Source organism: Alteripontixanthobacter muriae, from assembly GCF_013336795.1.
Lineage (GTDB): Bacteria > Pseudomonadota > Alphaproteobacteria > Sphingomonadales > Sphingomonadaceae > Pseudopontixanthobacter > Pseudopontixanthobacter muriae.
Window position 1 is genome coordinate 26493 of sequence record NZ_JAAFZT010000050.1, and the last position, 21395, is coordinate 47887.

General features: G+C 63.0%; 20 protein-coding genes and 1 tRNA gene. 8 read left to right on the plus strand and 13 right to left on the minus strand.

Annotated features, from left to right (window positions below; translation table 11 throughout):
- Positions 1-145: 145 nt before the first annotated feature.
- The 7 genes from G7A66_RS13075 to G7A66_RS13100 form a co-directional block, all read right to left on the minus strand.
- Positions 146-970 carry a formate/nitrite transporter family protein gene (locus tag G7A66_RS13075; protein ID WP_174296123.1) on the minus strand — a complete coding sequence of 275 codons (825 nt, stop codon included), beginning with the start codon at positions 968-970 and terminating at the stop codon, positions 146-148.
- Positions 971-1124: 154 nt separating this feature from the next.
- Positions 1125-1484 carry a response regulator gene (locus tag G7A66_RS13080; protein WP_174296124.1) on the minus strand — a complete coding sequence of 120 codons (360 nt, stop codon included), beginning with the start codon at positions 1482-1484 and terminating at the stop codon, positions 1125-1127.
- A 57-nt stretch (positions 1485-1541) separates the two neighbouring features.
- Positions 1542-1775, minus strand: coding sequence for a hypothetical protein (locus tag G7A66_RS13085; RefSeq protein WP_174296125.1), 234 nt, complete (start codon positions 1773-1775; stop codon positions 1542-1544).
- 35 nt (positions 1776-1810) lie between these two features.
- The gene (locus G7A66_RS14450) at positions 1811-2074 is read right to left on the minus strand and encodes an AI-2E family transporter (RefSeq protein ID WP_269748217.1); all 264 of its coding nucleotides are present in this window, start codon (positions 2072-2074) and stop codon (positions 1811-1813) included.
- Positions 2005-2505, minus strand: a complete 501-nt coding sequence (locus G7A66_RS13090; RefSeq protein WP_269748218.1) for an AI-2E family transporter — start codon at positions 2503-2505, stop codon at positions 2005-2007. The genes G7A66_RS14450 and G7A66_RS13090 overlap by 70 nt, the downstream gene beginning before the upstream one ends.
- Positions 2506-2579: 74 nt before the next feature.
- Positions 2580-3518: a 1-phosphofructokinase family hexose kinase gene (locus tag G7A66_RS13095; RefSeq protein WP_174296126.1), complete on the minus strand. Its 939-nt coding sequence runs from the start codon at positions 3516-3518 to the stop codon at positions 2580-2582.
- Positions 3519-3566: 48 nt separating this feature from the next.
- Entirely contained in the window at positions 3567-6257 is a 2691-nt protein-coding gene (locus G7A66_RS13100) for an HAD-IC family P-type ATPase (RefSeq protein ID WP_174296127.1), read from the minus strand.
- A 176-nt stretch (positions 6258-6433) separates the two neighbouring features.
- On the opposite strand from G7A66_RS13100, the gene otsB reads away from it, so the two are divergent.
- Entirely contained in the window at positions 6434-8029 is a 1596-nt protein-coding gene (otsB, locus tag G7A66_RS13105) for a trehalose-phosphatase (RefSeq protein WP_332310562.1), read from the plus strand.
- The gene (locus tag G7A66_RS13110) at positions 8026-10440 is read left to right on the plus strand and encodes a glycoside hydrolase family 65 protein (protein ID WP_174296128.1); all 2415 of its coding nucleotides are present in this window, start codon (positions 8026-8028) and stop codon (positions 10438-10440) included. Before otsB ends, G7A66_RS13110 begins: the two co-directional genes overlap by 4 nt.
- 46 nt (positions 10441-10486) lie before the next feature.
- On the opposite strand, the gene G7A66_RS13115 is transcribed toward G7A66_RS13110, so the two are convergent.
- From G7A66_RS13115 to G7A66_RS13125, 3 genes are all read right to left on the minus strand, one after another.
- Positions 10487-11968, minus strand: coding sequence for an L-lactate permease (locus G7A66_RS13115; RefSeq protein WP_174296129.1), 1482 nt, complete (start codon positions 11966-11968; stop codon positions 10487-10489).
- 4 nt (positions 11969-11972) lie between these two features.
- Complete coding sequence (locus G7A66_RS13120; protein ID WP_174296130.1) at positions 11973-12983, minus strand: 2-hydroxyacid dehydrogenase; 1011 nt, start codon at positions 12981-12983, stop codon at positions 11973-11975.
- Between the two features lie 393 nt (positions 12984-13376).
- Positions 13377-15305 (minus strand): ATP-binding protein, encoded by a 1929-nt coding sequence (locus tag G7A66_RS13125; protein WP_174296131.1) that lies wholly within the window; start codon positions 15303-15305, stop codon positions 13377-13379.
- 168 nt (positions 15306-15473) lie between these two features.
- Here G7A66_RS13125 and G7A66_RS14030 point away from each other — a divergent pair, with 168 nt between their 5' ends.
- On the plus strand, positions 15474-15647 hold the full coding sequence (locus G7A66_RS14030) for a hypothetical protein (RefSeq protein WP_206675224.1): 174 nt from the start codon (positions 15474-15476) through the stop codon (positions 15645-15647).
- A 133-nt stretch (positions 15648-15780) separates the two neighbouring features.
- Here G7A66_RS14030 and G7A66_RS13130 read toward each other — a convergent pair.
- A tRNA-Leu gene (locus tag G7A66_RS13130) sits at positions 15781-15867 on the minus strand.
- 208 nt (positions 15868-16075) lie between these two features.
- On the opposite strand from G7A66_RS13130, the gene G7A66_RS13135 reads away from it, so the two are divergent.
- Positions 16076-16291 (plus strand): hypothetical protein, encoded by a 216-nt coding sequence (locus G7A66_RS13135; RefSeq protein ID WP_174296132.1) that lies wholly within the window; start codon positions 16076-16078, stop codon positions 16289-16291.
- Between the two features lie 34 nt (positions 16292-16325).
- Here G7A66_RS13135 and G7A66_RS13140 read toward each other — a convergent pair whose 3' ends face one another.
- Positions 16326-17243 (minus strand): zinc-ribbon domain-containing protein, encoded by a 918-nt coding sequence (locus G7A66_RS13140; RefSeq protein ID WP_408609272.1) that lies wholly within the window; start codon positions 17241-17243, stop codon positions 16326-16328.
- Positions 17244-17353: 110 nt separating this feature from the next.
- Between G7A66_RS13140 and ftsE the strand changes: the two genes are divergently transcribed.
- From ftsE to G7A66_RS13160, 4 genes are read left to right on the plus strand one after another with little or no spacing between them, the layout of a single operon-like run.
- Positions 17354-18094, plus strand: coding sequence for a cell division ATP-binding protein FtsE (gene ftsE, locus G7A66_RS13145; RefSeq protein WP_174296134.1), 741 nt, complete (start codon positions 17354-17356; stop codon positions 18092-18094).
- The gene (locus G7A66_RS13150) at positions 18091-19023 is read left to right on the plus strand and encodes a cell division protein FtsX (protein WP_174296135.1); all 933 of its coding nucleotides are present in this window, start codon (positions 18091-18093) and stop codon (positions 19021-19023) included. Before ftsE ends, G7A66_RS13150 begins: the two co-directional genes overlap by 4 nt.
- A gap of 10 nt (positions 19024-19033) precedes the next feature.
- Positions 19034-19570, plus strand: coding sequence for a YdcF family protein (locus G7A66_RS13155; RefSeq protein WP_174296136.1), 537 nt, complete (start codon positions 19034-19036; stop codon positions 19568-19570).
- Complete coding sequence (locus G7A66_RS13160) at positions 19570-20268, plus strand: lysophospholipid acyltransferase family protein (protein ID WP_174296249.1); 699 nt, start codon at positions 19570-19572, stop codon at positions 20266-20268. Before G7A66_RS13155 ends, G7A66_RS13160 begins: the two co-directional genes overlap by 1 nt.
- Here G7A66_RS13160 and G7A66_RS13165 read toward each other — a convergent pair.
- Complete coding sequence (locus G7A66_RS13165) at positions 20265-21371, minus strand: pyridoxal phosphate-dependent aminotransferase (protein ID WP_174296137.1); 1107 nt, start codon at positions 21369-21371, stop codon at positions 20265-20267. The two genes, G7A66_RS13160 and G7A66_RS13165, sit on opposite strands and share 4 nt — an antisense overlap.
- Positions 21372-21395: the final 24 nt, after the last annotated feature.

Genomic DNA, 21395 nt, shown 5'->3' on the forward strand with positions numbered 1-21395 from the left:
AGGGTATGCAGCGGACGATGCTTACTGGCTTGCGCCCTCAGGCACGGACCCGCCGTAATCGTGACTCCCGATCAAATCTTGCATTGGCGCTGAGAGAACCATTCGCTCTGCCAGCATCGCCGCAACGGGATCTCCTCCCGCACGTCTAGCGAAGCTCGTCCCGTACCTGCGCATGGTTCACTGCCGCAACCAAAACGGCTCCGCCTATTATGTTTCCGGCTAGCGCCGGCAGGAGAAAGCCGAAGAGGTAGTTGCCCCAAGTGATACTCCCCTGAATTGCCGCATAAGCAACCTCAGCAGATCCAGCAACGACGTGGGAAAGTTCGCCTACCGCGATGAAGTAGGTGATCGTCACGATGACGAAAAAGCGAGCTGCACCAGCTGCTGGGAAGAGCCAGACCATCAACCCGATAAGCCAGCCTGCTGCAATTGCCCGCACGAACGTGGTCCAAGTGCCGACCTGCGATGCATGCACGCCAATCTCATGGAAAGCTGATTTAGCTTCTACGCTGAAAATGTCGGTGAGCGCAGCCGATGAAGCAAACAGAAGGGTGCCAACAATATTCGCTACGAAGACCACGCTCCACAACCGCAGGAGAGCTAACACGGTCTGCTTGCTTCTGTCGTAAAGCACCGGAACGACCGCGGTAAGCGTGTTCTCGGTGAACAGCTGCTGCCTGCCGAGCACGACGACCAGAAAGCCGAGCGTGTACCCGAAACTTGTCAGCAGACCTCGCCAGGGCGCATCCGGGATACTCGCTCTCAGCAGCCCCTCTCCCATGAACGACAGGCCCATCGAGAGACCCGCTGCCAGGCCGGACCACGCTAGCGAGGTTGTTGGTCGATCAAGCTCCTCTTTGCCTTCCGAACGGATGGCCTCGTGAACCACAAGAGCACTGAGACTGGTATTCTCTTCGGCCTCGTTCTGATCGTTCGCTGTACCGGGCGAGCTATTGTCAGATTCACTCAATTTAGCAGCCTTTCTAGGCGTTCAGCATGTCGATTGATCACCATTCCCGCGCTTCAAACAAGTTTCCGGTTGCAAGATCCCGACGGCCTGAGGATCGAGCTCGTGTCTAGCGGTAGATGCCATCCTGGCAGGCGCGTGCAGCAGTTTTCCGGCATCACCCGAGCTTTCCTGCAAGCACACGTAGCAGTTGTTCTTGCGTGTATGGCTTGGGCAGAAAAGATCCGTGGTCAGGCAGCGCGTCGTCGGACATCCGGTGCTTACCGGAGGTAACAACGATTTCGATATCAGGTCGTGCGGCATAGATGCGTTTAGCGAGTGCAATCCCATCCCTTCCCGGCAGATCGATGTCAGTGAAAAGCAGCCGAATGTCGGTCCGCTCACGCAGGAAGTGTTCTGCAGTTTCGGCGTCACTCACACCCACTGCATCGTAGCCGGCGTCCTCAATCATTTCGACTGCCGCCATTCTGATTAGAAGCTCATCCTCCACGATCAAGATTGGCGTTGCAGCTTCCATTGTTTGTCAACCACCTACGGTCCGCCTAGGTTCCGGCTTTCCTCTCTTCCTGTCTTTTCAGCTGATCTTGAAGAGAGGGGCTGCGTATTGCAGAGGCATTCCCAACCAGAAGCCCTCGAACTTGTTTTTACGACACGCCTGCCGGTCATGAAATCGCATGTTGCAGAGAACCTTCGAAATCATGCCCGACAACAGTATGCCGATCATCACCCGGCTGCTGGCACGCTTTTGCGGTTCGCCAAGGGAGCCCTGAACGCTGTTAACGCGGCGATCGTGCAGAAACTTTCGCATGTGGCAAGAAGGTCAGAGTGGGCAAACACAAGATGTCACGCGCCGTTCACTGGAACATCTGGCGAGTTATCTTCCTCACTGCTGATCTCCGCGCGGCGTTCCAGCGCGACCTTGATCATCGCCAGAAGCGGATCGGCCAGCAACAGCCCCAGGATACCGAACAGCACACCCATGATGAGCTGGGTCGCCAGCACCAGGGCGGGCGCGAGGTCGACGGCTTTCTTGGCGATCATCGGCACCACGACATAGCCATCGAAGTTCTGGATGAACAGGTAGACGACGGTGGTGTAAAGACCCATTTCAATCCCGCCGGAGAACCAACGAGCACCATCAGCACCCCGGAGATCAGCGCACCCAAGTTCGGAACGAAGGCAAGCAGTCCGGTCAATATCGACAGCAGCACCGCCATGGGCACAGTCCCGATCCCAACAAGGGGAGCGACGACGGCCAGCATGATATAGGTGAACACGCCTACAATCAGCATCCCGAGCAGTCGACCTGCCATGAGGCGGCGCAAACTTACTGCCATGTCACAGACAGTGATGTAAAAGGATGCCCTGCTGGCGCGCGGGAGCATCCATGCAACGCCGCGCTCGCAGAGCTGCGGCTCAGAGGCGACATAGATCCCGATCACGATGATCACCAACACCAGGGTCAGTCCGCCCAAAAGGCCGCTGATGGCGCTGGTCAGTGTACCGATACCGCTGCTGATTGTACCGGCAATTCGCATGTCTGCTCATCGAGCGATGTTCACAATGCGCCAGATCAAGGAAACGTCCGATCATGCTGATCCCGCACGACAAACTATCGCGGTGCGAGCTGGGCCGCTTCCGCAAATAGCCGATGTATGTCCTCTGGTCGGGCAAGGTCCGTCCCTTGCGTAAGCGCCGCCGCCGCTCCGGCCGCGAGCCCGAAACGGAATGCATCGGGCAGGTCTCTATCAGTAGCGAGCGCATATAGAGTTGCCGCCAAAAAACTGTCGCCGGCTCCCACGGCACTCGCGGCTTTTACCGGGATTGCCGGAAGCCGCAGATTGCCGGCGGCATTCGCCAGAAGTGCGCCATCGCTGCCCAACGTGACCGCCACGTGTTCGGCCTGGCCGCTCTGCACGATCCCCTGCGCGGCCTCGGCAATCGCACGCTCGTCTATCAGCTCGCGACCAACCAGCGTGCTCAATTCCCCGATGCTGGGTTTGACGAGATAGACGCAGCCACCTGCCAGCCCCTGCTCCAGCGCGGCGCCCGAACTGTCCAGCACCACGCGAATGCCGCGACCGGCGACGGCTGAAATGATCCTGGCGTAAAAATCCTGCGGGACGCCTTCCGGCAACGAGCCGCTGGCCACCAGATATTCGCAATCCGTCTGCGCCAGCAGAGCAAGACAGTGCTGCCACTCGTTCGGCTGGATGACAGGACCGTTGGTCACGAAGCGGTATTGCTCTCCGGTCAGGCTTTCGAAGATGGAGGTGCTTACCCGCGTTTCGCCGCGGATCGGCACCCGAGCGCGGACCAGCTGGTGCAGATCCAGCAAGCCGTCCAGGGCTTCACCTGTCGCCCCTCCGGCAAGATAGAAACATCGGGCATTGCCGCCCAGGCGTACAAACATGCGCGCGACATTGATGCCGCCGCCGCCGGGATCGTGGCGTTCGTTGCGGCCCCTGATCTTGTGCGTGGGATGCACATTGTCGACGTCGAACGACACGTCAATCGTCGGGTTCATCGTCAGGGTTGCGATATTTCTCATCGGGTCGCCGCTGCTATTCGGGTGTGAAAGCGGGTCGGATAGGGCCGTTCACGGCAAGTCGGGTGCGGGTTCATCGGCTGGTCCTTTGCTGATACGGGAGACGATTGCCTTCTCGATTTCGAGGATCACGAACAGGGCCGCACCGATGGCGATGATGAGTGCCCCTTCGGCCAGGCTGAGCGGCCGCGTGTCAAACACACGCTGCAGGAACGGCAGATAGGTGAAGGCAAGTTGTGCCGTGATCATCGTGGCCAGCGCGATCAGCACCGGCCTGGTGCCGAGTGCGCCCGTTAGCGTCATCGATCGCACATGGATGAAGCGCACGTTAAAAAGGTAGAAGACCTCCGCTACCACCAGCATGTTGACCGTCATCGTGCGCGCCTTCTCCAGGCTAGCGCCCGCATCTTGCGCACCGAAGAAGACCAGCAGCACCGCGGTTGCGAACAGCGCCGAGACCAGCACGACACGCCACAGCAACAGCCCGGTGAGCAAGGGCGCATCGCGCTTGCGCGGCGGCCTTTCCATGACGCCCGGCTCGGCAGGCTCGAATGCCAGGACCAGCCCCAGCGTTCCCGCAGTGACGAGGTTGATCCAGAGAATCTGCGTCGCGGTCAGCGGCAATGCAAAGCCTGACAGGATGGCGAGGATGACGACGATCGCCTCGCCGCCATTGGTCGGAAGCGTCCACGCGATGACCTTGGCGATATTGTCGTAGACGGTGCGGCCTTCGCGCACGGCGGCAACGATCGACGCGAAATTATCGTCCAGCAGGACCATTTCCGATGCTTCCCGCGCGGCCTCGGTCCCGGCGACGCCCATGGCCGTGCCGACATCGGCCTGCTTGAGCGAAGGGGCATCGTTGACCCCGTCGCCGGTCATCGCAACGATGTGCCCCTGAGCCTGCAGCGCGCGCACGATCCGCAGTTTATGTTCCGGGCTGGCGCGTGCGAACACCGCGACATCGGGAACACGGCGGGCAAGTTCCTCGTCGTCCATCGCCTCGATCTGCGGCCCGGTCAGGGCCTGTGGGTCCTCTGACAGTTCGAGCTTGCGGGCGATGGCCAGCGCGGTCGCGGCATGATCGCCAGTGATCATCTTGATGGCGATGCCGGCCGAGCGGCATTCGGCAATGGCCATCCGGGCCTCCTCGCGCGGCGGATCGATAAAGCCCATCAGCCCCAGAATTGTCGCGCCCCGAAGGTCTTGGTGCGACAGTCGATCAAGATCCGCTCGCGTCTCCAGCATGGCGAAGCCCAGCAAGCGCTCGCCGTTGTTCGCCGAGCGTTCGACGAGGGCCTGCCAATCGACGGCGCTTGCCGCATCGCCGCACAGCGACAGCACCGCTTCCGGCGCGCCCTTCACGAAAATCACGTGCCTGCCGTCCGGCGCCCGGTGCAGCGTGGCCATGAAGCGGTATGAGGCGTCGAACGGGATCTCGTCCAGCCGTGGCCAGTCGCGCTTCAGGCCATCGCTCTCGATCCCGGCCTTGGCGGCGAGCGAGAGCAACGCACCTTCCATCGGGTCGCCGGCAACTCCCCACTCGCCGTCGTCCGACACCAGTCGCGCTTCGTTGCACAGCGTACCGCAACGAACCAGTTCGTCTGGATGTCCGACCTCGTCCGACACGCCATCGGCCCGGGTCACCTTGCCTTCGGGCGCATAGCCGATGCCGCTGACCGCATATTCACGATCGGGGGTGAACAGGCGCACCACCGTCATCTCGTTGCGGGTCAGCGTCCCCGTCTTGTCGCTGCAGATCACGCTGGTGGCGCCGAGCGATTCCACCGCCGGGAGCTTGCGGATCACAGCTCGCCGCCGGGCCATCCGCTGCACGCCGATGGCCAGCGTTATAGTGATGACCGCAGGCAGACCCTCCGGGATCGCCCCCACGGCCACAGCCACCACCGCAATCAATGCATCGACCCACGGGTAGTCGCGCACGAGCACTGCGAAGGCGAACAGGCCTGCGCCGAAGGCGAGGATCACCACCGTCAGCAGGCGGGCGAAAGTGTTGATCTGCTGCAGGAGCGGGGTGACCAGCTGCGGCACATCGAACAACATGCCGCTGATCTTTCCGATCTCGGTCCTGCTGCCGGTTTCCACCACCAGCCCCGTCGCCTGTCCGCGCGCAACCAGCGTGCCGGAAAAGGCCATGCTGGCACGGTCGCCCAGTGCCGCGTCCTTGCGCACCGGCGCGTCGTTCTTCTCGGCGGCGACCGACTCGCCCGTCAGCGCCGCTTCCTCAACCGCAAGGCCACGAGCGCGCAGGATCCGCAGGTCGGCGGGCACGCGATCGCCCGCCTCGATCTGCACGACGTCGCCAGGCACCAGGCCCGCTACCTCAATCTCACGCTTCTCGCCGTCGCGCAGGACATTGGCATGGGATGCAATGAGACTTTGCATACCGCTCAGCGCCTTTTCTGCCCGTCCTTCCTGCACAAATCCGACAAGCGCATTGACCAGCACGACCAGCAGGATGACCACCCCATCGACCGCATGGTCGAGCAGGAATGTCGCGGCGGCAGCGGCCAGCAGGAAGTAGATCAGCGGATTGTTGAACTGGCTCAGGAAACGCATCAGCGGAGAGACGGATTTTCCCTCGGGCAGGCTGTTTGGTCCGTGCTCGGCCAATCGCGCCTCGGCCGTCTCATCGGTCAAACCGCCACGATCCGAAGCCAGTGCGCGAAGCGCATCTTCGGCTTCGCATGAATGCCATAAATCGGTCGATTGGTTCGTCAATGCAGAATTCCCGGCTCGTTCGGCTTGAGCAACGGCATGGAATGACTTCTCGTGGAACTCTTGCCGCTGCGTTGGACTTCCATCTTATGATGATAGACCATCATTGCCCAAAAGGGGCTCTACGAATTGCAAGCAATCGGAGAACAGGCATTCAACAGCATGACACCCGCACATCTGTGGACAGTGATACCGTGCCGCCCGCCTTCGCCGGCTTCAGGGCAATCGTGCTCGATCTCGACGGCGCTGTTACCGATACGGCCAAGCTCCACGCTGCGAGCTGGAAGCGCCTGTTCGATGAGTTCCTGCAGCACTGGAACGAGCGGACGGGCTCCGGCCACGCTGCCTTCGATATCGGGTCCGACTATCGTGAGCATGTCGACGGCAAGCCGCGCTACGCGGGTGTGCAGGCGTTCCTCACCGCTCGCGACATCGAACTGCCTTACGGCGGCTCGAAAGATCCGCCGGACCGGGAGACCGTCTGCGGCCTGGGTAATCGCAAGAACGAGATTTTCAACGAAGTACTCGCCAAGGACGGTGTGGAGGTGTTCGAAAGCTCTGTGAAACTGATCCGGCGGCTTCGTCAGGCAGGATTTCGAACGGCGCTGGTTACGTCCAGCAAGAACGCGATGGCAGTTCTGGATGCGGCAGGGATTGCCGACCTGTTCGAGATAGTCGTGGATGGCGTGAAGGCCGAGCGCCTGAAGCTGAACGGCAAGCCCGATCCCGACACCTTCGCGCAAGCCGCCGAGGAACTCGGGCTGGACCCGCGCGATGCGGTGGCGGTAGAGGATGCCCTCTCGGGCGTCGAAGCTGCCAGCCGCGCCAAGTACGGCCTGGTGATAGGGGTGGACCGCAACCACCACGCAGCCGCGCTGCGCGAGCATGGGGCGGATATCGTAGTGCAGGATCTGGGAGAACTCGACATGGCCGCTGTTCCGCAAGGCTCCGGCCCTCCTGACGCGAGCACACAGTTCGTGGAAATAGCGCGCCGGCTCGAGCGGAGGACTCCGGCCGTCTTCCTCGACTATGACGGCACGCTGACGCCGATCGTGGACCGCCCCGAACTCGCGGTCCTTGATGACGATACACGCTCCGTGATCCGCAGGTTGTCCGGGCTCTGCACCGTCGCGATCATCAGCGGCCGCGATCGTGCCGATGTGGCGCGGCTCGTTGGGCTTGACGAATTGATCTATGCCGGCAGCCACGGTTTCGACATCGTCGGACCCGGCGGACTGGAAAAGCAGCACGACCGGGCGAAGGATTTTCTTGGGCCGCTGGAGCGGGCGGAAACCCGGCTGAGAGATGCGCTGGCGTCGGTCGAAGGTGCCGCCGTCGAACGCAAGCGCTTCGCCATCGCCGTGCATTACCGCCTGGTCGATCCGGCTGAGGCGGCCGATGTCGAAGCGGTGGTCGAGCGGACGGTCGCAGACGCGACGGTGGCAGACGGGGCGGTCGAAGATGGGGCCCCGATGCTGCGCAAAACAGGCGGGAAGAAGATTTTCGAGATCAGGCCCAATGTTGCCTGGGACAAGGGCCGCGCGGTTATCTGGCTGCTCGACGCGCTGGGTCTCGACCGGTCCGATATCCTGCCCATCTATATCGGTGACGACGAAACGGACGAGGACGCCTTCCGCGCATTGCGGGCCCGCGGCCTCGGCATCATGGTGGCGGACGTGCCGCAAGGCAGCGCCGCAAAGTACGTCCTCGGCGCCCCGAGCGATGTCGCCGAGTTTCTGGGCAAGCTCATCCAGCTTCTCGAGGCCAGGACATGAACGACTGGAAGCTGTGCTACGACGGTTTCGATCCCGCTCAGGAAGGCCTGCGCGAGGCGCTTTGCACACTCGGGAACGGCTATTTTGCCACGAGGGGAGCCGCCGAAGAAGCCGAAGCGGGCGAATTCCATTATCCGGGCACCTATCTCGCAGGCGGGTATAACCGCCTGACCACGGATCTCGCCGGCCGCTCGATCGAAAACGAGGACCTAGTCAATCTGCCAAACTGGCTACCGCTGACATTTCGCCCTGAAGGCGGCGACTGGCTGAACCTGCTTGCGACCGAGATCCTGTCCTATCGTCAGGAACTCGACATGCAGCATGGCCTGCTGCGGCGGATGATGCGGGTGAAGGACCGCGAGGGTCGGATAACCGCAATCAGCGCGACCCGCCTCGTTCACATGCAGGAGCACCATCTGGCAGCCATCGAATGGGAGATCCGGCCGGAAAACTGGTCCGGCAAGGCGACTATCCGCTCGGCTCTGGATGGCCGCGTGGTCAATTCCGGGGTGGAGCGCTATCGGCAGCTTGCCAGCAGGCACTTCGCCGTCCTGACGGCCGAGCAGGTCGGTGAAGAGAGCATCGCGCTTCTGGCGGAGACCAGCCAATCCCATCTGCGCATCGCGCAGGTGGCGCGCACCCGTGCGTTTGCCGGCCATCAGCCGGTGCGGCTCGAGCGGCAGCTGGTCGAGGAACAGGACTTTATCGCGCAGGATCTGGTGGTGGCATCGTCGGCCGACCAGCCACTGAGAGTCGAGAAAGTCGTGGCGATGTATTCCTCACGCGATCGTGCGATTTCCGATCCGCTGGGGGCCGCGTGCATCTGTATCGCCGGAGCGGGAGATTTCGCAGAGCTGCTCGACAGCCACAAGCGGGCCTGGTCGCAATTGTGGTGGCACGGCGATCTGGTGCTGGAGGCGCGGCACCGCACGCAGATGATCTTGCGGCTGCATATCTTCCACCTGCTCCAGACCGTCTCGCCGCATACGGGCGACCTCGACGTCGGGGTGCCCGCTCGCGGCCTGCACGGCGAAGCCTATCGCGGGCACATATTCTGGGACGAGCTGTTCATCTTCCCGTTTCTCAACCTCCGGCTGCCGCAGATCACGCGTGCGCTGCTGCTGTACCGCTATCGTCGCCTTCCCGAGGCGCGCCGGCTTGCGCGCGAGGCTGGCTTTCGCGGTGCGATGTATCCCTGGCAAAGCGGCAGCACTGGGCGCGAGGAGACCCAGGTGGTGCATCTCAACCCGAAATCGGGACGCTGGCTTCCAGACAATTCGCAGCTTCAGCGTCACGTCAGCGCAGCCATCGCCTACAATGTCTGGCGCTATTACGATGCGACGCGCGATGAGGAATTCCTGAATTTCCATGGGGCCGAAATGCTGTGCGAGATCGCGCGGTTCTGGGCCAGCATCGCGCGATGGAACCCGAAGCGCGAGCGGTACGATATTTGCGGCGTCATGGGGCCGGACGAGTTCCATGACTCCTATCCGGACGCCGAGCAGGCAGGTCTGGACAACAATGCCTACACCAATGTGATGGCCAGCTGGGTGCTGCAACGGGCGCTCACCGCGCTCGACCGGATCGAACCGGTGCGCCGCGGCCAGCTGTGCGAGACGCTGTCCCTTGACGACGCGGAACTCGAGGCTTGGGACGAGATCAGCCGCAAGCTGTTTGTGCCCTTTCACGACGGCATTCCGAGCCAGTTCGAAGGCTACGAGCATCTGGAGGAATTCGATTGGGAGGGCTATCGCGGGAAATACGGCGACATCCACAGGCTCGACCGGATTCTCGAGGCAGAAGGCGACAGCGTCAACCGCTACAAGGCCTCCAAACAGGCCGATGTCCTCATGCTGTTCTATCTCTTTTCGATTGAGGAACTGCAGGAGCAGCTCGAACGGCTCGGCTATTCGATCGATGACGATACGGTCTCCAGAACGATCGACTACTACCGGCAGCGGACGTCCGATGGTTCGACGCTGAGCCGGGTCGTTCATTCTTGGGTACTGGCGCACTCTGACCGCTCCCGGTCCTGGACGCTGCTCAGGGAAGCACTCGAAAGCGATGTCGCCGACACGCAAGGCGGCACCACCGCCGAAGGGATCCACCTCGGCGCAATGGCGGGCACCGTCGATTTGGTGCAGCGCGGTCAGACGGGGTTGGAAATCAGGGAGGCGTTCTTTCGCCTCGACCCGCACCTCCCGGAAGATATGCGGGGCCTCAGCTTGCGGCTGCGCTATCGGGGGCACTGGCTCGAACTCGAGTTCGGCTGCGACACGTTGACCGTGACCGCGCCGAACGGATGGTCCGGGCCCGAAAGCATCATGATCGGGAGCGATACGTTTCCGTTCGGCGCGGGCGCAAAGCTGGATCTGCAATGTCGCGGCGGCAGCTGGTCTAGCGTTGCATAGCGGCGGGAGCGATAACCGGCTTCGCCGCTCGCGGGTTTGCCCGCATTCAGCTCAGGGTCGCAACGGCATACAGCAGCAGGCCGGCGAGGCCGGCGTAAACAAGGCAGACCGGCAGCGTAAACTTCAGGATCGAACCCTCGCGTCCCACAAGGCCGACAGTGGCGGCCCCGGCAACGATATTGTGCGGAGCGATCACGTTGCCGATCGCGGCGCCGAAACCCTGCCCAGCCAGACCCAGTAGAGGTGACAGTGCAGTTGCCCCGGCGGCCGTCAGCTGGAAGTCGGCGAGCAGGATGTTGGAAGCCGTGGCCGAGCCGGTGACAAAGGATCCCAGTGCGCCGACCAGCGGCACTGCCAGCGGCCATTGCGAACCGAGCATTCCGGCCGCTCCTTCCGCCAGAGCGGCGATCATCACGCTGTGAACCATCACTCTAGCCAGCAACAAAACCGCAACCAGCGCCAGAGCCACCGACGGGAGGCGGGCCGCCGCGCTTGCGAGAGAGGGCACCATTTGTCCGGGCTCGCCGCGTCGGGCCATGGCAGCGCCCCCAAGGGCAAGCATCAGCATTGTTCCCGGGTGGTAGAGCGGGGCGACCGTGCTGCTGAATCGCCCGGCCATGCTCCATTCCAGCGTGAAGCCCTGCAGCGCCTGCGCAATCGGGGGAATGGTGCGGGTGGCCAGGATGATCGCGAGCACTAGCGCATACGGCAGGCCGGAACGAAGAACCGCCATGCCGTCGACAGACTTCGCTCCCGGCCCGGCAGGCCATCTCCACCGGGCAAAGCTAATGAATAGCAGACCGCCGATCAGCGCACCGCCCAGCGCCGGCAATTCCGGCCCGGCCAGCCATGCCAGGGCGAGCGCCGGGATCAGGAAGAGCAGCGCCGCGACCGGTGCCGCCCCCCATGCGGCGCCGGTGGGCGGGCGTGCCAGGCGAAATAAGAGGAATGTCAGTGTCCATCCCAGTGCGGCATGGAATAGCATGATCGTCGCCGAGAGTATCCGGGGCTCGCCCGGCAGAGCCTCAAGCAAGGGCACCATCGGGGTTCCGACCGCACCGAACGAGACGGCGGCCACGTGACCGATCAGGGCCAGCAGCAGCGACCGGTGCGGGGAAAAACCCAGCGATACCAGCATCGGTGCGACCAGCGCTATCGGGGTTCCGAAACCCGCCGCCCCTTCCAGCAGCAGGGCAAAGAACCATGCAAGCACCAGCGCCTGCACTTCGCGCCGGTCGGAGACCGATGCCAGCCAGTCCCCGATCTGCTGCGAGGCACCGGAGCGGGTCTGGAATTCATACAGGGCAAGTGCTGGAAACACGATCCACAGGATCGTTGCCGCGGTAAAGCCCGCCTCGAGCAGCGGTCCGAGAAGCGACGCCGGATCGGTCCCGTAATCGAACGCAATTATCGCCAGCGCGATAGCCGTCGCCGCTCCGGCCAAGCCCGCCTTCGCTGCCGTCCAGCCGAGCCCGATCATGCCTATCAGCAAGATCAAAATCGGCAGCAGGGCAAGCAGTTGCATCATGTCCTCATGCAAGCATTTCTACCGATACCGTGTGGTTGGGCCGGCCAGTGGCGGCGAACTGCGAGATGTTGCCGATCGTCGTCTCGGCGATCGCGGTCAGCGCTTCGATTGTCAGAAACGCCTGATGCCCCGTGATAAGCACGTTGGGGAAGGTGAGCAGGCGGGCAAAGACATCGTCCTGGATGATCGTGCCGGAAAGGTTCTCGAAGAACAGGTCGCTTTCTTCCTCATACACATCCAGCCCCACATGGCCGATCCTCCCGCTCTTGAGCCCCCGGATCAGGCTGCGCGCTTCGACTAGCGCGCCGCGGCCGGTATTGATGATCATCACCCCCGGCTTCATCGTGGCGATTGCCTCGGCATCCACCAGGTGATGCGTGTGCGGCGTCAGCGGGCAATGGAGCGACACGATGTCAGCCTGGGCAAACAGATCGGGCAGATCGACATATTCGGCGCCGGTCTCGACGAATGCGGGATCGTGCCGGGGATCGAAGCCCAGGACATGGCAGCCGAAGCCCCGCATGATGCGCGCCAGGCAGATGCCTATCTTGCCCGTGCCCACAATCCCGATGGTCCGGCCCTTGAGATCGAAGCCCACCAGCCCGTCGAGGGCGAAATTGCCTTCGCGCACCCGCGCATATGCCTTGTGGATCTTGCGGTTCAATGAGAGAATGAGAGCGATCGTATGTTCCGCGACAGCCTCGGGCGAGTAGGCCGGAACGCGCGCTATGGCGATGCCCATATCCCGCGCGGCAACGAGATCGACATTGTTGAAGCCAGCGCATCGCAAGGCCACCAAGCGAATCCCGCGATCCATGATATTGGTCAACACTTCGCGGTCGAGCGTATCGTTGACGAAAGCACAGATCGCATCGCAGTGTCCGCTCAGGGCCGCTGTCTCGGAACTTAGCCGCATCTCGAGAAACCGCAGCTCATGGGAGTTATCCTGCGCAGCGTTCGCCCGCTCAAGGAACGTCCGATCATATGCCTTGGTGCTGTATACTGCTACTTTCATGTCCGTACTCCACGTCTGGTCCCCGCTTTACGATCGGAGGCTTGTTCATCAATACGCGTGCGACTACAAAGCTCGAATTACAGAGATCAGGGCGCGCAGATCCCATTGCCAATGGCGGCATCAAGGGCAGCTATCCCGAAGTCACGCCTGATACCTGCCGGTCCGGTTTGTCCGACGTTGCAGGCAGATCGACCCTACTGATCCAATGTCCGCTTTCAGGCGATCGTCGGCAACGCTTCGATGACCGGCATGGGGCGCTTTGCTGCCGCCGGATCAAAGCTGAACGAACGGCAGCTATCAGGCTCCCGCGGCGGACCGCTCAACGTCCGTAATTGGGGCGCGAAGCGGACCGGCAGCTTTCACTAGGACCCCTGGTGCGGCTTCGGGCCGCACTCAGGCCGATAGACCGAAGCCGCCCTGGCGAGAAGCCGGCTCGGCGACGAAGGAATCCGCATCCAAGCCAGCTTCGCGCAGGAACGGCGCTTCCGACAGGCGGGCATAGAGATTGAGCATCCGCGTTTCGGCGCGCTTGATGAATGTCTCATAGGCCATTGGGATGATTTTCGTCCGGCCTTCCTCGCGGACGCCCTCGCGCGGGCTAAGTCGGGATCCGAGGACGAAGCAGGTGACGCGAGTGCCATCGTCGACCAGGCCTTGGGTCTGCAGTTCGACGACATACCTCCAGGCTTGGTTCTTCTGGTCCATGCCGATCGCGATGCCCGGCCGCTTGAGCTCGACGACGACCAGGTGAGCGACACCGATCACCTCATGCTGATCGTCAAAAGCCGGCCGCGCGAACAAACCGACACTACCATCGGGTAGGATGACGAAATCGGGACGATTGAGGCTGCCGGGGGCGGTGCCGCCGAGCAGTTTTCTGATGACTTCCGACATACCGCGATTGGAGGTGAACTCGATGCTCTCAAACTCGGGTCCGAAGACCCACAGGCTGCGTTCGATAAGCGGCTGCAGTTCACGAACCTCGTCGGCACGTTCGTCGCGAAGCTTGTCGTGCAGCTCAGCGATCAGCTTCAGTCGGCTTTGAATCTCATCGAGCGCCAGCTTGGCCGTTGTGACGCTCCAGTCCGCGAGAATGCCGTCGAGTTGGTCCAGCTCACCGGGCTGAAGCCCGTGCAGCCGCGCGAGCAGGCTGTATTGGGAGGACGACGCCTCCAGATTAACAAGAATGCCGGCGACCTGCTCGATCTGCTCCGCCGAGATTCCAGGGCAGGTGTCGATGACCTGATCGACGAAGCTCGTCCAGCGCTCGCGAGCGCTCGGCGCGATTTTGACAATGGTGGAGGCATAGCGATCGTGGACCGCCTCCTTTGCTTCTGATCGCCGCTCGAAGCTGAACGCGGTAATTTCCTCGCGGATCTTGTCTTGAACGGCGACTTGCGTCTTTTTCCACGTCTCATTGTCTGACTGAAACCCCGACCAATCCGGCAGAACCGCGTCGGTGTCGGCTAGGAAGTCGGCGAAGACGATGAAGGTGAAGCGCTTGGCTTCGCTCGTCCGGCCGTCGAGAACACGTTCGTAGTCGGTACCGCGCCAGCCGCAATCACCGACCAGCCGGTTGTTTACGTGCCAGGCGATGCCGTGCTGGCGGGTGGTCCGATCGGCCCGCTGGGAGTCGATCATGAGAATTCGTGCGCGGCCGATCTCGGGAATATCGACGATGCTCTCCCGCACGAAGTCCTGCGGGATGTCGTCGAAGGTGACGGCTTGACCGTCGACCGACACATTAAAGTTAGGGTCCGTCAGAAAGCGGGTTCCGAGCACTTCGCGAACGTCGGCAGCACTTAGGCGCAGGCGCGTCGGTTCGACAGCCTCGATCTCGACGCCATGCCCAGCGCTCTGCTCACGGTGGATGACTTTCCAGTCGAAGGGCCGCGGGCCTCCTCGGGAGACCCGGTAAGTAACTTTCTCGCCTCCGGCCTCGACGGTAATCTCATAGGGGTTCGAAAAAGCGAACCCGCCATGCCGACCACGGCCATTGCGTCCATAGATTCGACGCCGCGCCAACTCGGACTGGTCCGATGGCGGCGAGACATATTCGCCTTCGAGTTTCACACGGTTGTAGTCGAATACGCCCCAGCGCTGCTCGAACTGCTCGGCCGTCATGCCGCGCCCATTATCCTTGATCGAGAATTTGCGGGAGCCGTCGTTTGTGGGCCAGACGATATCGACCTTCGTCGCATAGGCGTCCCAAGCGTTGGCTACCAGCTCGACCAGGGCAACTGAAAGATCGGAAATGATCGGACCGGCATGGCGATCGAGGAATCGCTGGTCGAACGCCAGCAGCGGTTGTTCAGAACCCATAACCAATCCCCCAAAGGCCTCTTAGCGGGGCATCCCTCCCCGGCACGGCACTCACCACAACCTAGAACCCGTCCTTTGGCTTCTGTCTATATCCTTTCAACCACCTATCTACGGTACAGTAAGGTGGCCACTTTGAGGATACGCCACCGGCGCGCTGAACGGCAAAGATTGGCGCGCGAAGCTGCCATCGGTGTCAGTCTGAACCAATGGCAGCTTCTGAGGAAAAATCGCGATCTCTCGAATGATCGAGATGAGGGCGCAAAGCAGCCGCTCAGGCTCATGAGCACAATCGGCATTGCAGTCGTGCTTCCCAAGGGCGAGATTTTGCACCAAGCCGACTAGCGTTTGCTAGCGATCGCTCGGTGCTCTCTGACTGCAATATTTGTAAGAGGAGTTTCGAAAGGGCGCGGAATCGCGCGGCCTACACCGGTAGTGGGCACCAAGTGTGCCGTTGAAGTCTCAATTAAGGACTGTCTGGTGCGGTCGAGAAGACTCGAACTTCCACGGCCTTTCGGCCACAACGACCTCAACGTTGCGCGTCTACCAGTTCCGCCACGACCGCACTAAAGTCTGAAAAGCGGCCAAGGCGCGCTTCACGGGGTAGGCGGGCGCCATTAGCAAAGCGCCTTGCAGGCTGCAAGCGCCATGTTGGCACACGAGGTCGTTTCTGACAGGTTCGCCATTAACCTTTGGCAAGGGAGGTGTCCTCATCCGGGACTGGATTAAGGATCCGCTAGTAAGAATGGTAAAGATTTTCGAAAGATCACGGCATGCTTGCCGCCGCTCTTGTTCTGACCGCCTGCTGTGCAGGGTCCGGTGCGGCCACGCCGGAGGCACCGCGTGCGCCCGTCGCCATGACCTCCAAGGCCAGCGTTCGGGTGGTACGCGCCGAGAAGATCGAGTTTGAAAAAGCTGAACCTGCCGAGCAGCAAGCGAGGCGGCGAACAGTGGTACGGGACGGTCGGCGACTGATCGAATTTGTCTAGCGCCCGTCGCCTGTAACCAGCAGATCGAAGCCCGTCAGTCCGGTTTCCAGCCAATCTCGGCGAATTTGGCGGAGCGCGGGACGTCGGTGACGGCCTCGTTGATCGTGACCGATTCTCCCGGCGCCAGGCTTCTCTGCGGCGGGGCGACTTCCCAGCTATAGACGATCCGGTCGCGGGCATCGCGCAGCACGATCAGGATGGAGGGCACTGCGCGCGTTTCCCGCCCGACATTGGTGACCGACCCGCTGGCGCCGAAGAACTCGGTACCGTTCGGCAGTTCGCGCCGGTCCTGCTGGTCTGCCGGAAATTCCAGAACGAGGTCCGGCTGTTCGACGGCGAAAGTCGGACGGCTGACCGGCATCCAGTCGGGCAGGCCCCAATAGCTGACCGCAGCCACCGCGCCCAGCGCCAGCACGGCGAATATCGCCGCAGCCGCCGTCCAGACTTTCAGCGGATTGCGGCGGGGGCGAAATGGCGGACGGGAGTCGAATTGCGAGAAATCGTCGTCCAGCTCGTCGCGCGGCGCAAAGCCGGTCGGCAAGCGCGATCCGCGGTCCACCGTCGGCGGCACGGGTTCAGGTTCCCCATCCTCAGCGCTTACGTGCTCGGCCGTGCTTTCAGTGATGTCAGCGTCTGCGGCACGCTTTTCGGCTGCTGCTGTGGGCGCGCCCTCGCTTTTAGCGCGAACGCTGATAGCAGGGGCGGAGCTAGCCGTTTCCGCCGGTACCATGGCGCCGGTTGCTTCGGCAGGTTCTGCCCGCTCCGACAGGCCGTGCCCTTCCTGGAACCAGCTGTGTCGGCATTTCGCGCAGCGCACGGTCCGGCCTTCCACGCCTACGGCGCTGTCAGGGACAACATAGCGCGTGGAGCAGGCGGGGCATGCGATGATCATGGTGACCGATGCCTTTACGACGCTATGGCGCGCATTGCCAAGTGTCTGGCCGTGGAACACTGCTCAAGATGCCTTTTTTCCACATCGAAGCGCGGCTATAGCCGCCCGCAGATGCCAAATGCGCGCCCAACCCTCGCCTTCAGTGGCAAAATGTCACGAGGACGCGCGGCATGAGCTCGGCGCCGGGCGACATCGTGCGGTTCGACAATGTCGGCCTGCGTTACGGCACCGACCGCGAAGTGCTGTCGGACGTGTCCTTCACGCTGTACCCCGGCAGTTTCTATTTTCTGACTGGTGCCAGCGGCGCTGGGAAAACCTCGCTGCTCAAGCTGCTCTACCTCGCCCAGCGGCCTTCACGCGGCGTCGTCTCAATGTTCGGGACGGATACGGTTACCCTGCCGCGTTCGCGCCTGCCGGGATTTCGGCGGCGGATCGGCGTTGTGTTCCAGGATTTCCGGCTGGTCCCGCATCTGTCTGCCTATGACAATGTGGCGCTTCCCTTGCGCGTTTCCGGGGTGCGCGAGGATGATCTGCACATGCCCGTATCCGACATGCTGGACTGGGTGGGCCTGAGCGAGCGAGCGCAGGCGCGGCCCGCTTCCCTTTCGGGCGGCGAGCAGCAGCGCGTCGCCATCGCGCGTGCCGTCATCGGCCGGCCCGAATTGCTGGTGGCCGACGAACCGACGGGCAATGTCGATCCTGAGATGGCCTTGAAACTGCTGCGCCTTTTCGATAGCCTGAACCGGCTCGGCACCACGGTCGTCGTGGCGACGCATGATGTGCATCTGCTGCGAAAGGTGCCGGAATCCCTCATCATGCGGCTGGACAAGGGGCGCTTGTCGGACCCGACCGGCGCGTTACGCTATCCGCCGCGCCGTGAGCCGGTTCCCGGCAGTCAGGCCGTGCCATGAGAAAGCCCCCGCTGCCTGCAAAGGGCGCTGTCACCGGCAACAAGCGATTTCGTGGAACACGCGCGGCGCAGCTCGTGCCCGATGCCCGGCTCGCCGGTCCGATGCCGTGGGTGATCGCCATCATGATCGCGCTGACGGTGATCGCGGCTGCGGGCGGTCTTGCCCTGTCCAATCTGGTCAGCGATGCCCGCGCCGATCTGGCCGGCGGCGTGACGGTTCAGATCGTCGAGGCTTCGGCTCCGGAACGGGATGCGCAGGTGCGCCGGGCGGCTCGCGTGCTGGAACAGGACTCGGCGGTGAGGGCCGTGAGGATCGTGCCCGAGGCGGAACTGGAAGCGTTGCTCGAACCGTGGCTCGGGGCGGGGGTGCAGAACGAGGCGGTGCCGATGCCTGCCCTTATCGACCTGCGCCTGCGTGGATCGGCTGATGCGGCAACGCTGCAACGGCTGCGCGGCAAGCTGCGCGAGGTGGCGCCGGCGGCCCGGCTGGATGCGCAATCGGCCTGGCTCGGACCGGTCTTCTCCGCCATTACGTCGCTGCTGTGGCTGGCGGCTGCCCTGGTCGTGCTGCTGGCCGTGACCAGTGCGGCGGCGGTTTGGCTCGCAGCCCGCAGCGCTCTTGGCGGCAACCGCCCGACGATCGAGATCGTGCATCTGCTGGGCGGAACCGATAGCCAGATCGCCCGCATCTTTCAGCGCAGCGTCGCGTTCGACGCAATGCTCGGCGGGGCTGTCGGGCTGCTCCTCGGGCTGGCCGCCATTCTCCTGCTGGGTCAGCAATTCGCGCGTGTGGACTCCGGGATGGTCGCGGGCGGCGGACTGCACTGGCAGGACTGGCTGCTGCTGGCGGCTGTGCCCCTGTGCGGGGTCGGCATCGCGGTACTGACCGCGCGGCTGACGATCCTTGCTGCCCTGAGGCGGATGCTGTGAGGCTGATGCATTGATCCGGCGTTTCTGTTCCTTCGTCCTCGTGATCTGGGCACTCGGCTTTCTGTGGTTCGCGGCCGCATTGCCGCAGCCGCTGGAAGGCACCCGCACCGACGCCGTGATCGTCCCGACGGGCGGGGGCGGGGGCCGCATCGATCGCGGCCTGCAGGTGCTGCGCGCGGGACTGGCGGACGAGATGCTGGTGACGGGCGTCGACCGCGACGTCAAACCGGCCGAATTCGCATCCAGCTTCAACGTGTCCGAAGAACTGATGGAGTGCTGCATCACGCTCGGCTATTTCGCGGTGGACACCAGGGGCAATGCGGCGGAAACGGCGAAGTGGCTCGCGATGCGTAACGTGCAGGATCTGCGCCTCGTCACCACGGACTGGCACATGCGCCGGGCTGCGAACGAATTGGTGCGGCGAATACCGGCGGACATCACCTTGCTGCGCGATGCCGTCAGGTCGGAGCCGACGCTCTACACCTTGTTCCTCGAATATCATAAATTGCTGGCCAGCCAGATCGCTGCGATGATCCGGGACGCATGATGGCCATTCTGCGCAGCCTCCTTTTCTACCCGATTTTCTACCTCGGGTCGGTCCTTTTCGTCCTGTTCACGGCGGCAATGATCCCGTTCGGACCGAGGGCGATCCGTGCCGGCGTGCATGGGTGGACCGGCTGGCACCGGTTTTGCGCGCGCTTTCTGCTCGGCATCCGCGTGCGTGTGGAGGGGCGGGCCAGCAGCGATCCGGCCCTTTATGTAATGAAGCACGAAAGCTTCTTCGAGGCGATCGATGCACCGACTCTGTTCAGTCTGCCTGCGCCATTCGCCAAGGCGGAACTGTTCAGCATTCCCGGCTGGGGCAAGGCGGCGCTGGCCTATGGACTCGTTCCTGTCGAGCGCGAGGCGGGGGCCAAGGCGCTGCGCACCATGATCCGCGAGGCACAGGCGCGGATCGTCGACGGGCGGCCACTGGTCCTGTTTCCCGAAGGTACGCGAACGCCGCATGGGCAGCGCGGCCCGCTGCAGTCCGGCTTTGCGGGTCTCTACAAATTGCTCGCCCTGCCGGTCATCCCGGTGGCGGTGAACAGCGGGCCGCTATACCATCGGCGTTGGAAACGCAGCGGAACGATCACCTACCGCTTTTGCGAACCCATCCCGCCCGGCCTTCCGCGCCGCGAGGTCGAGGCCCGAGTACAGGACGCGATCAACGCCCTCAACCCGGCAGGCTCGTCCGCAGACTAGCCGGCAGACTGCGCCAATCGCGCCAGTTCGTCGGCGATCTCCTCCATCTGCTCCTGCTCTCCGATAGTGATGCGCAGGCCCTGCGGCAATCCCTGTCCGGGCAGCCAGCGGGTGGCATAGCCGATCTTCGCCAGTCCCTCTTGCGCGGCCTCTGCTGTCAGCGCACCGTCGAACAGGATGAGCAGGAAATTTGCCTTGCTGGTCAGGGGACGGAGTCCGTAATTGCCGAGCGCTTCGATGCGGGCGGCGAAACGCGCCAGCTCGCGGGCATTATGCTCGCGCGAGTTCTGCACGAAGTCTCGGTCACCGATGGCCGCGATTGCTGCCGCCTGGCCGGTGGCAGTCACATTGAACGGTCCGCGAATACGGTTGAGCGTGTCGATCAGCCCCGGCGCTCCGGTGGCCCAGCCGATCCGTTCGCCCGCCAGACCGTGGATCTTGGAAAAAGTGCGCGTGACCAGCACGTTGTCATGCACCGCTGCCAGCGCCATTCCCCCGTCATCATCGTCGAGATATTCGGCATAGGCCTGGTCATCCACCAGAACCACGTCGCGCGGCAGGGCGGCATGCAGCCGCTCCAACTCGGCCCGCGGCATATAGCTACCGGTCGGGTTGTTGGGATTGGCGAGGAAGACTACTCGGGTGCGGTCCGTCAGCGAAGCAATCAGCGCATCGACATCGGCGGCGTAGTCGCAGTCTTCCGCCTCGACCGGAGTAGCCCCGCAGCGCCGCGCCGCAATGTCGTAGACGGCGAAACTGTAGCGGGCGAACAGCACCTCGTCACCCGGCCCTGCGTAGCCCTGCGCCACCAGGTTGAGCAATTCGTCCGACCCCGTGCCGCAGACGATACGGTCGGCGTCGATGCCGTGGCAGGCACCGATCGCCTCGCGCAAAGCCGTCGCACCCGGGTCGGGATATAATTCCGTGCGCCTCGGCTGGGCCAGCGCCTCGCGCGCCGCCGCACCGGTGCCGAGCGGGTTTTCATTGGCCGACAGCTTGATCAATTCGCGCCCGTCGGCTGCTTTCGACTTGCCGGGAACATAGGCATGGATCGCCTGGATCCAGGGTTTGGCTACAGGGCCGGTTCGTGTGGTGGTGGTCATGGCTCATGCGGATAGCGTCGGCGC

Coding starts and splice junctions, on each gene's coding strand:
- G7A66_RS13080 (WP_174296124.1), bottom strand. CDS start 1,484: ATGGAAGCTGCAACGCCAATCTTGATCGTGGAGGATGAGCTTCTAATC.
- G7A66_RS13085 (WP_174296125.1), bottom strand. CDS start 1,775: ATGCGAAAGTTTCTGCACGATCGCCGCGTTAACAGCGTTCAGGGCTCC.
- G7A66_RS14450 (WP_269748217.1), bottom strand. CDS start 2,074: ATGGGTCTTTACACCACCGTCGTCTACCTGTTCATCCAGAACTTCGAT.
- G7A66_RS13090 (WP_269748218.1), bottom strand. CDS start 2,505: ATGCGAATTGCCGGTACAATCAGCAGCGGTATCGGTACACTGACCAGC.
- G7A66_RS13095 (WP_174296126.1), bottom strand. CDS start 3,518: ATGAGAAATATCGCAACCCTGACGATGAACCCGACGATTGACGTGTCG.
- G7A66_RS13110 (WP_174296128.1), top strand. CDS start 8,026: ATGAACGACTGGAAGCTGTGCTACGACGGTTTCGATCCCGCTCAGGAA.
- G7A66_RS13115 (WP_174296129.1), bottom strand. CDS start 11,968: ATGATGCAACTGCTTGCCCTGCTGCCGATTTTGATCTTGCTGATAGGC.
- G7A66_RS13120 (WP_174296130.1), bottom strand. CDS start 12,983: ATGAAAGTAGCAGTATACAGCACCAAGGCATATGATCGGACGTTCCTT.
- G7A66_RS13125 (WP_174296131.1), bottom strand. CDS start 15,305: ATGGGTTCTGAACAACCGCTGCTGGCGTTCGACCAGCGATTCCTCGAT.
- G7A66_RS13135 (WP_174296132.1), top strand. CDS start 16,076: ATGCTTGCCGCCGCTCTTGTTCTGACCGCCTGCTGTGCAGGGTCCGGT.
- ftsE (WP_174296134.1), top strand. CDS start 17,354: ATGAGCTCGGCGCCGGGCGACATCGTGCGGTTCGACAATGTCGGCCTG.
- G7A66_RS13150 (WP_174296135.1), top strand. CDS start 18,091: ATGAGAAAGCCCCCGCTGCCTGCAAAGGGCGCTGTCACCGGCAACAAG.
- G7A66_RS13160 (WP_174296249.1), top strand. CDS start 19,570: ATGGCCATTCTGCGCAGCCTCCTTTTCTACCCGATTTTCTACCTCGGG.
- G7A66_RS13165 (WP_174296137.1), bottom strand. CDS start 21,371: ATGACCACCACCACACGAACCGGCCCTGTAGCCAAACCCTGGATCCAG.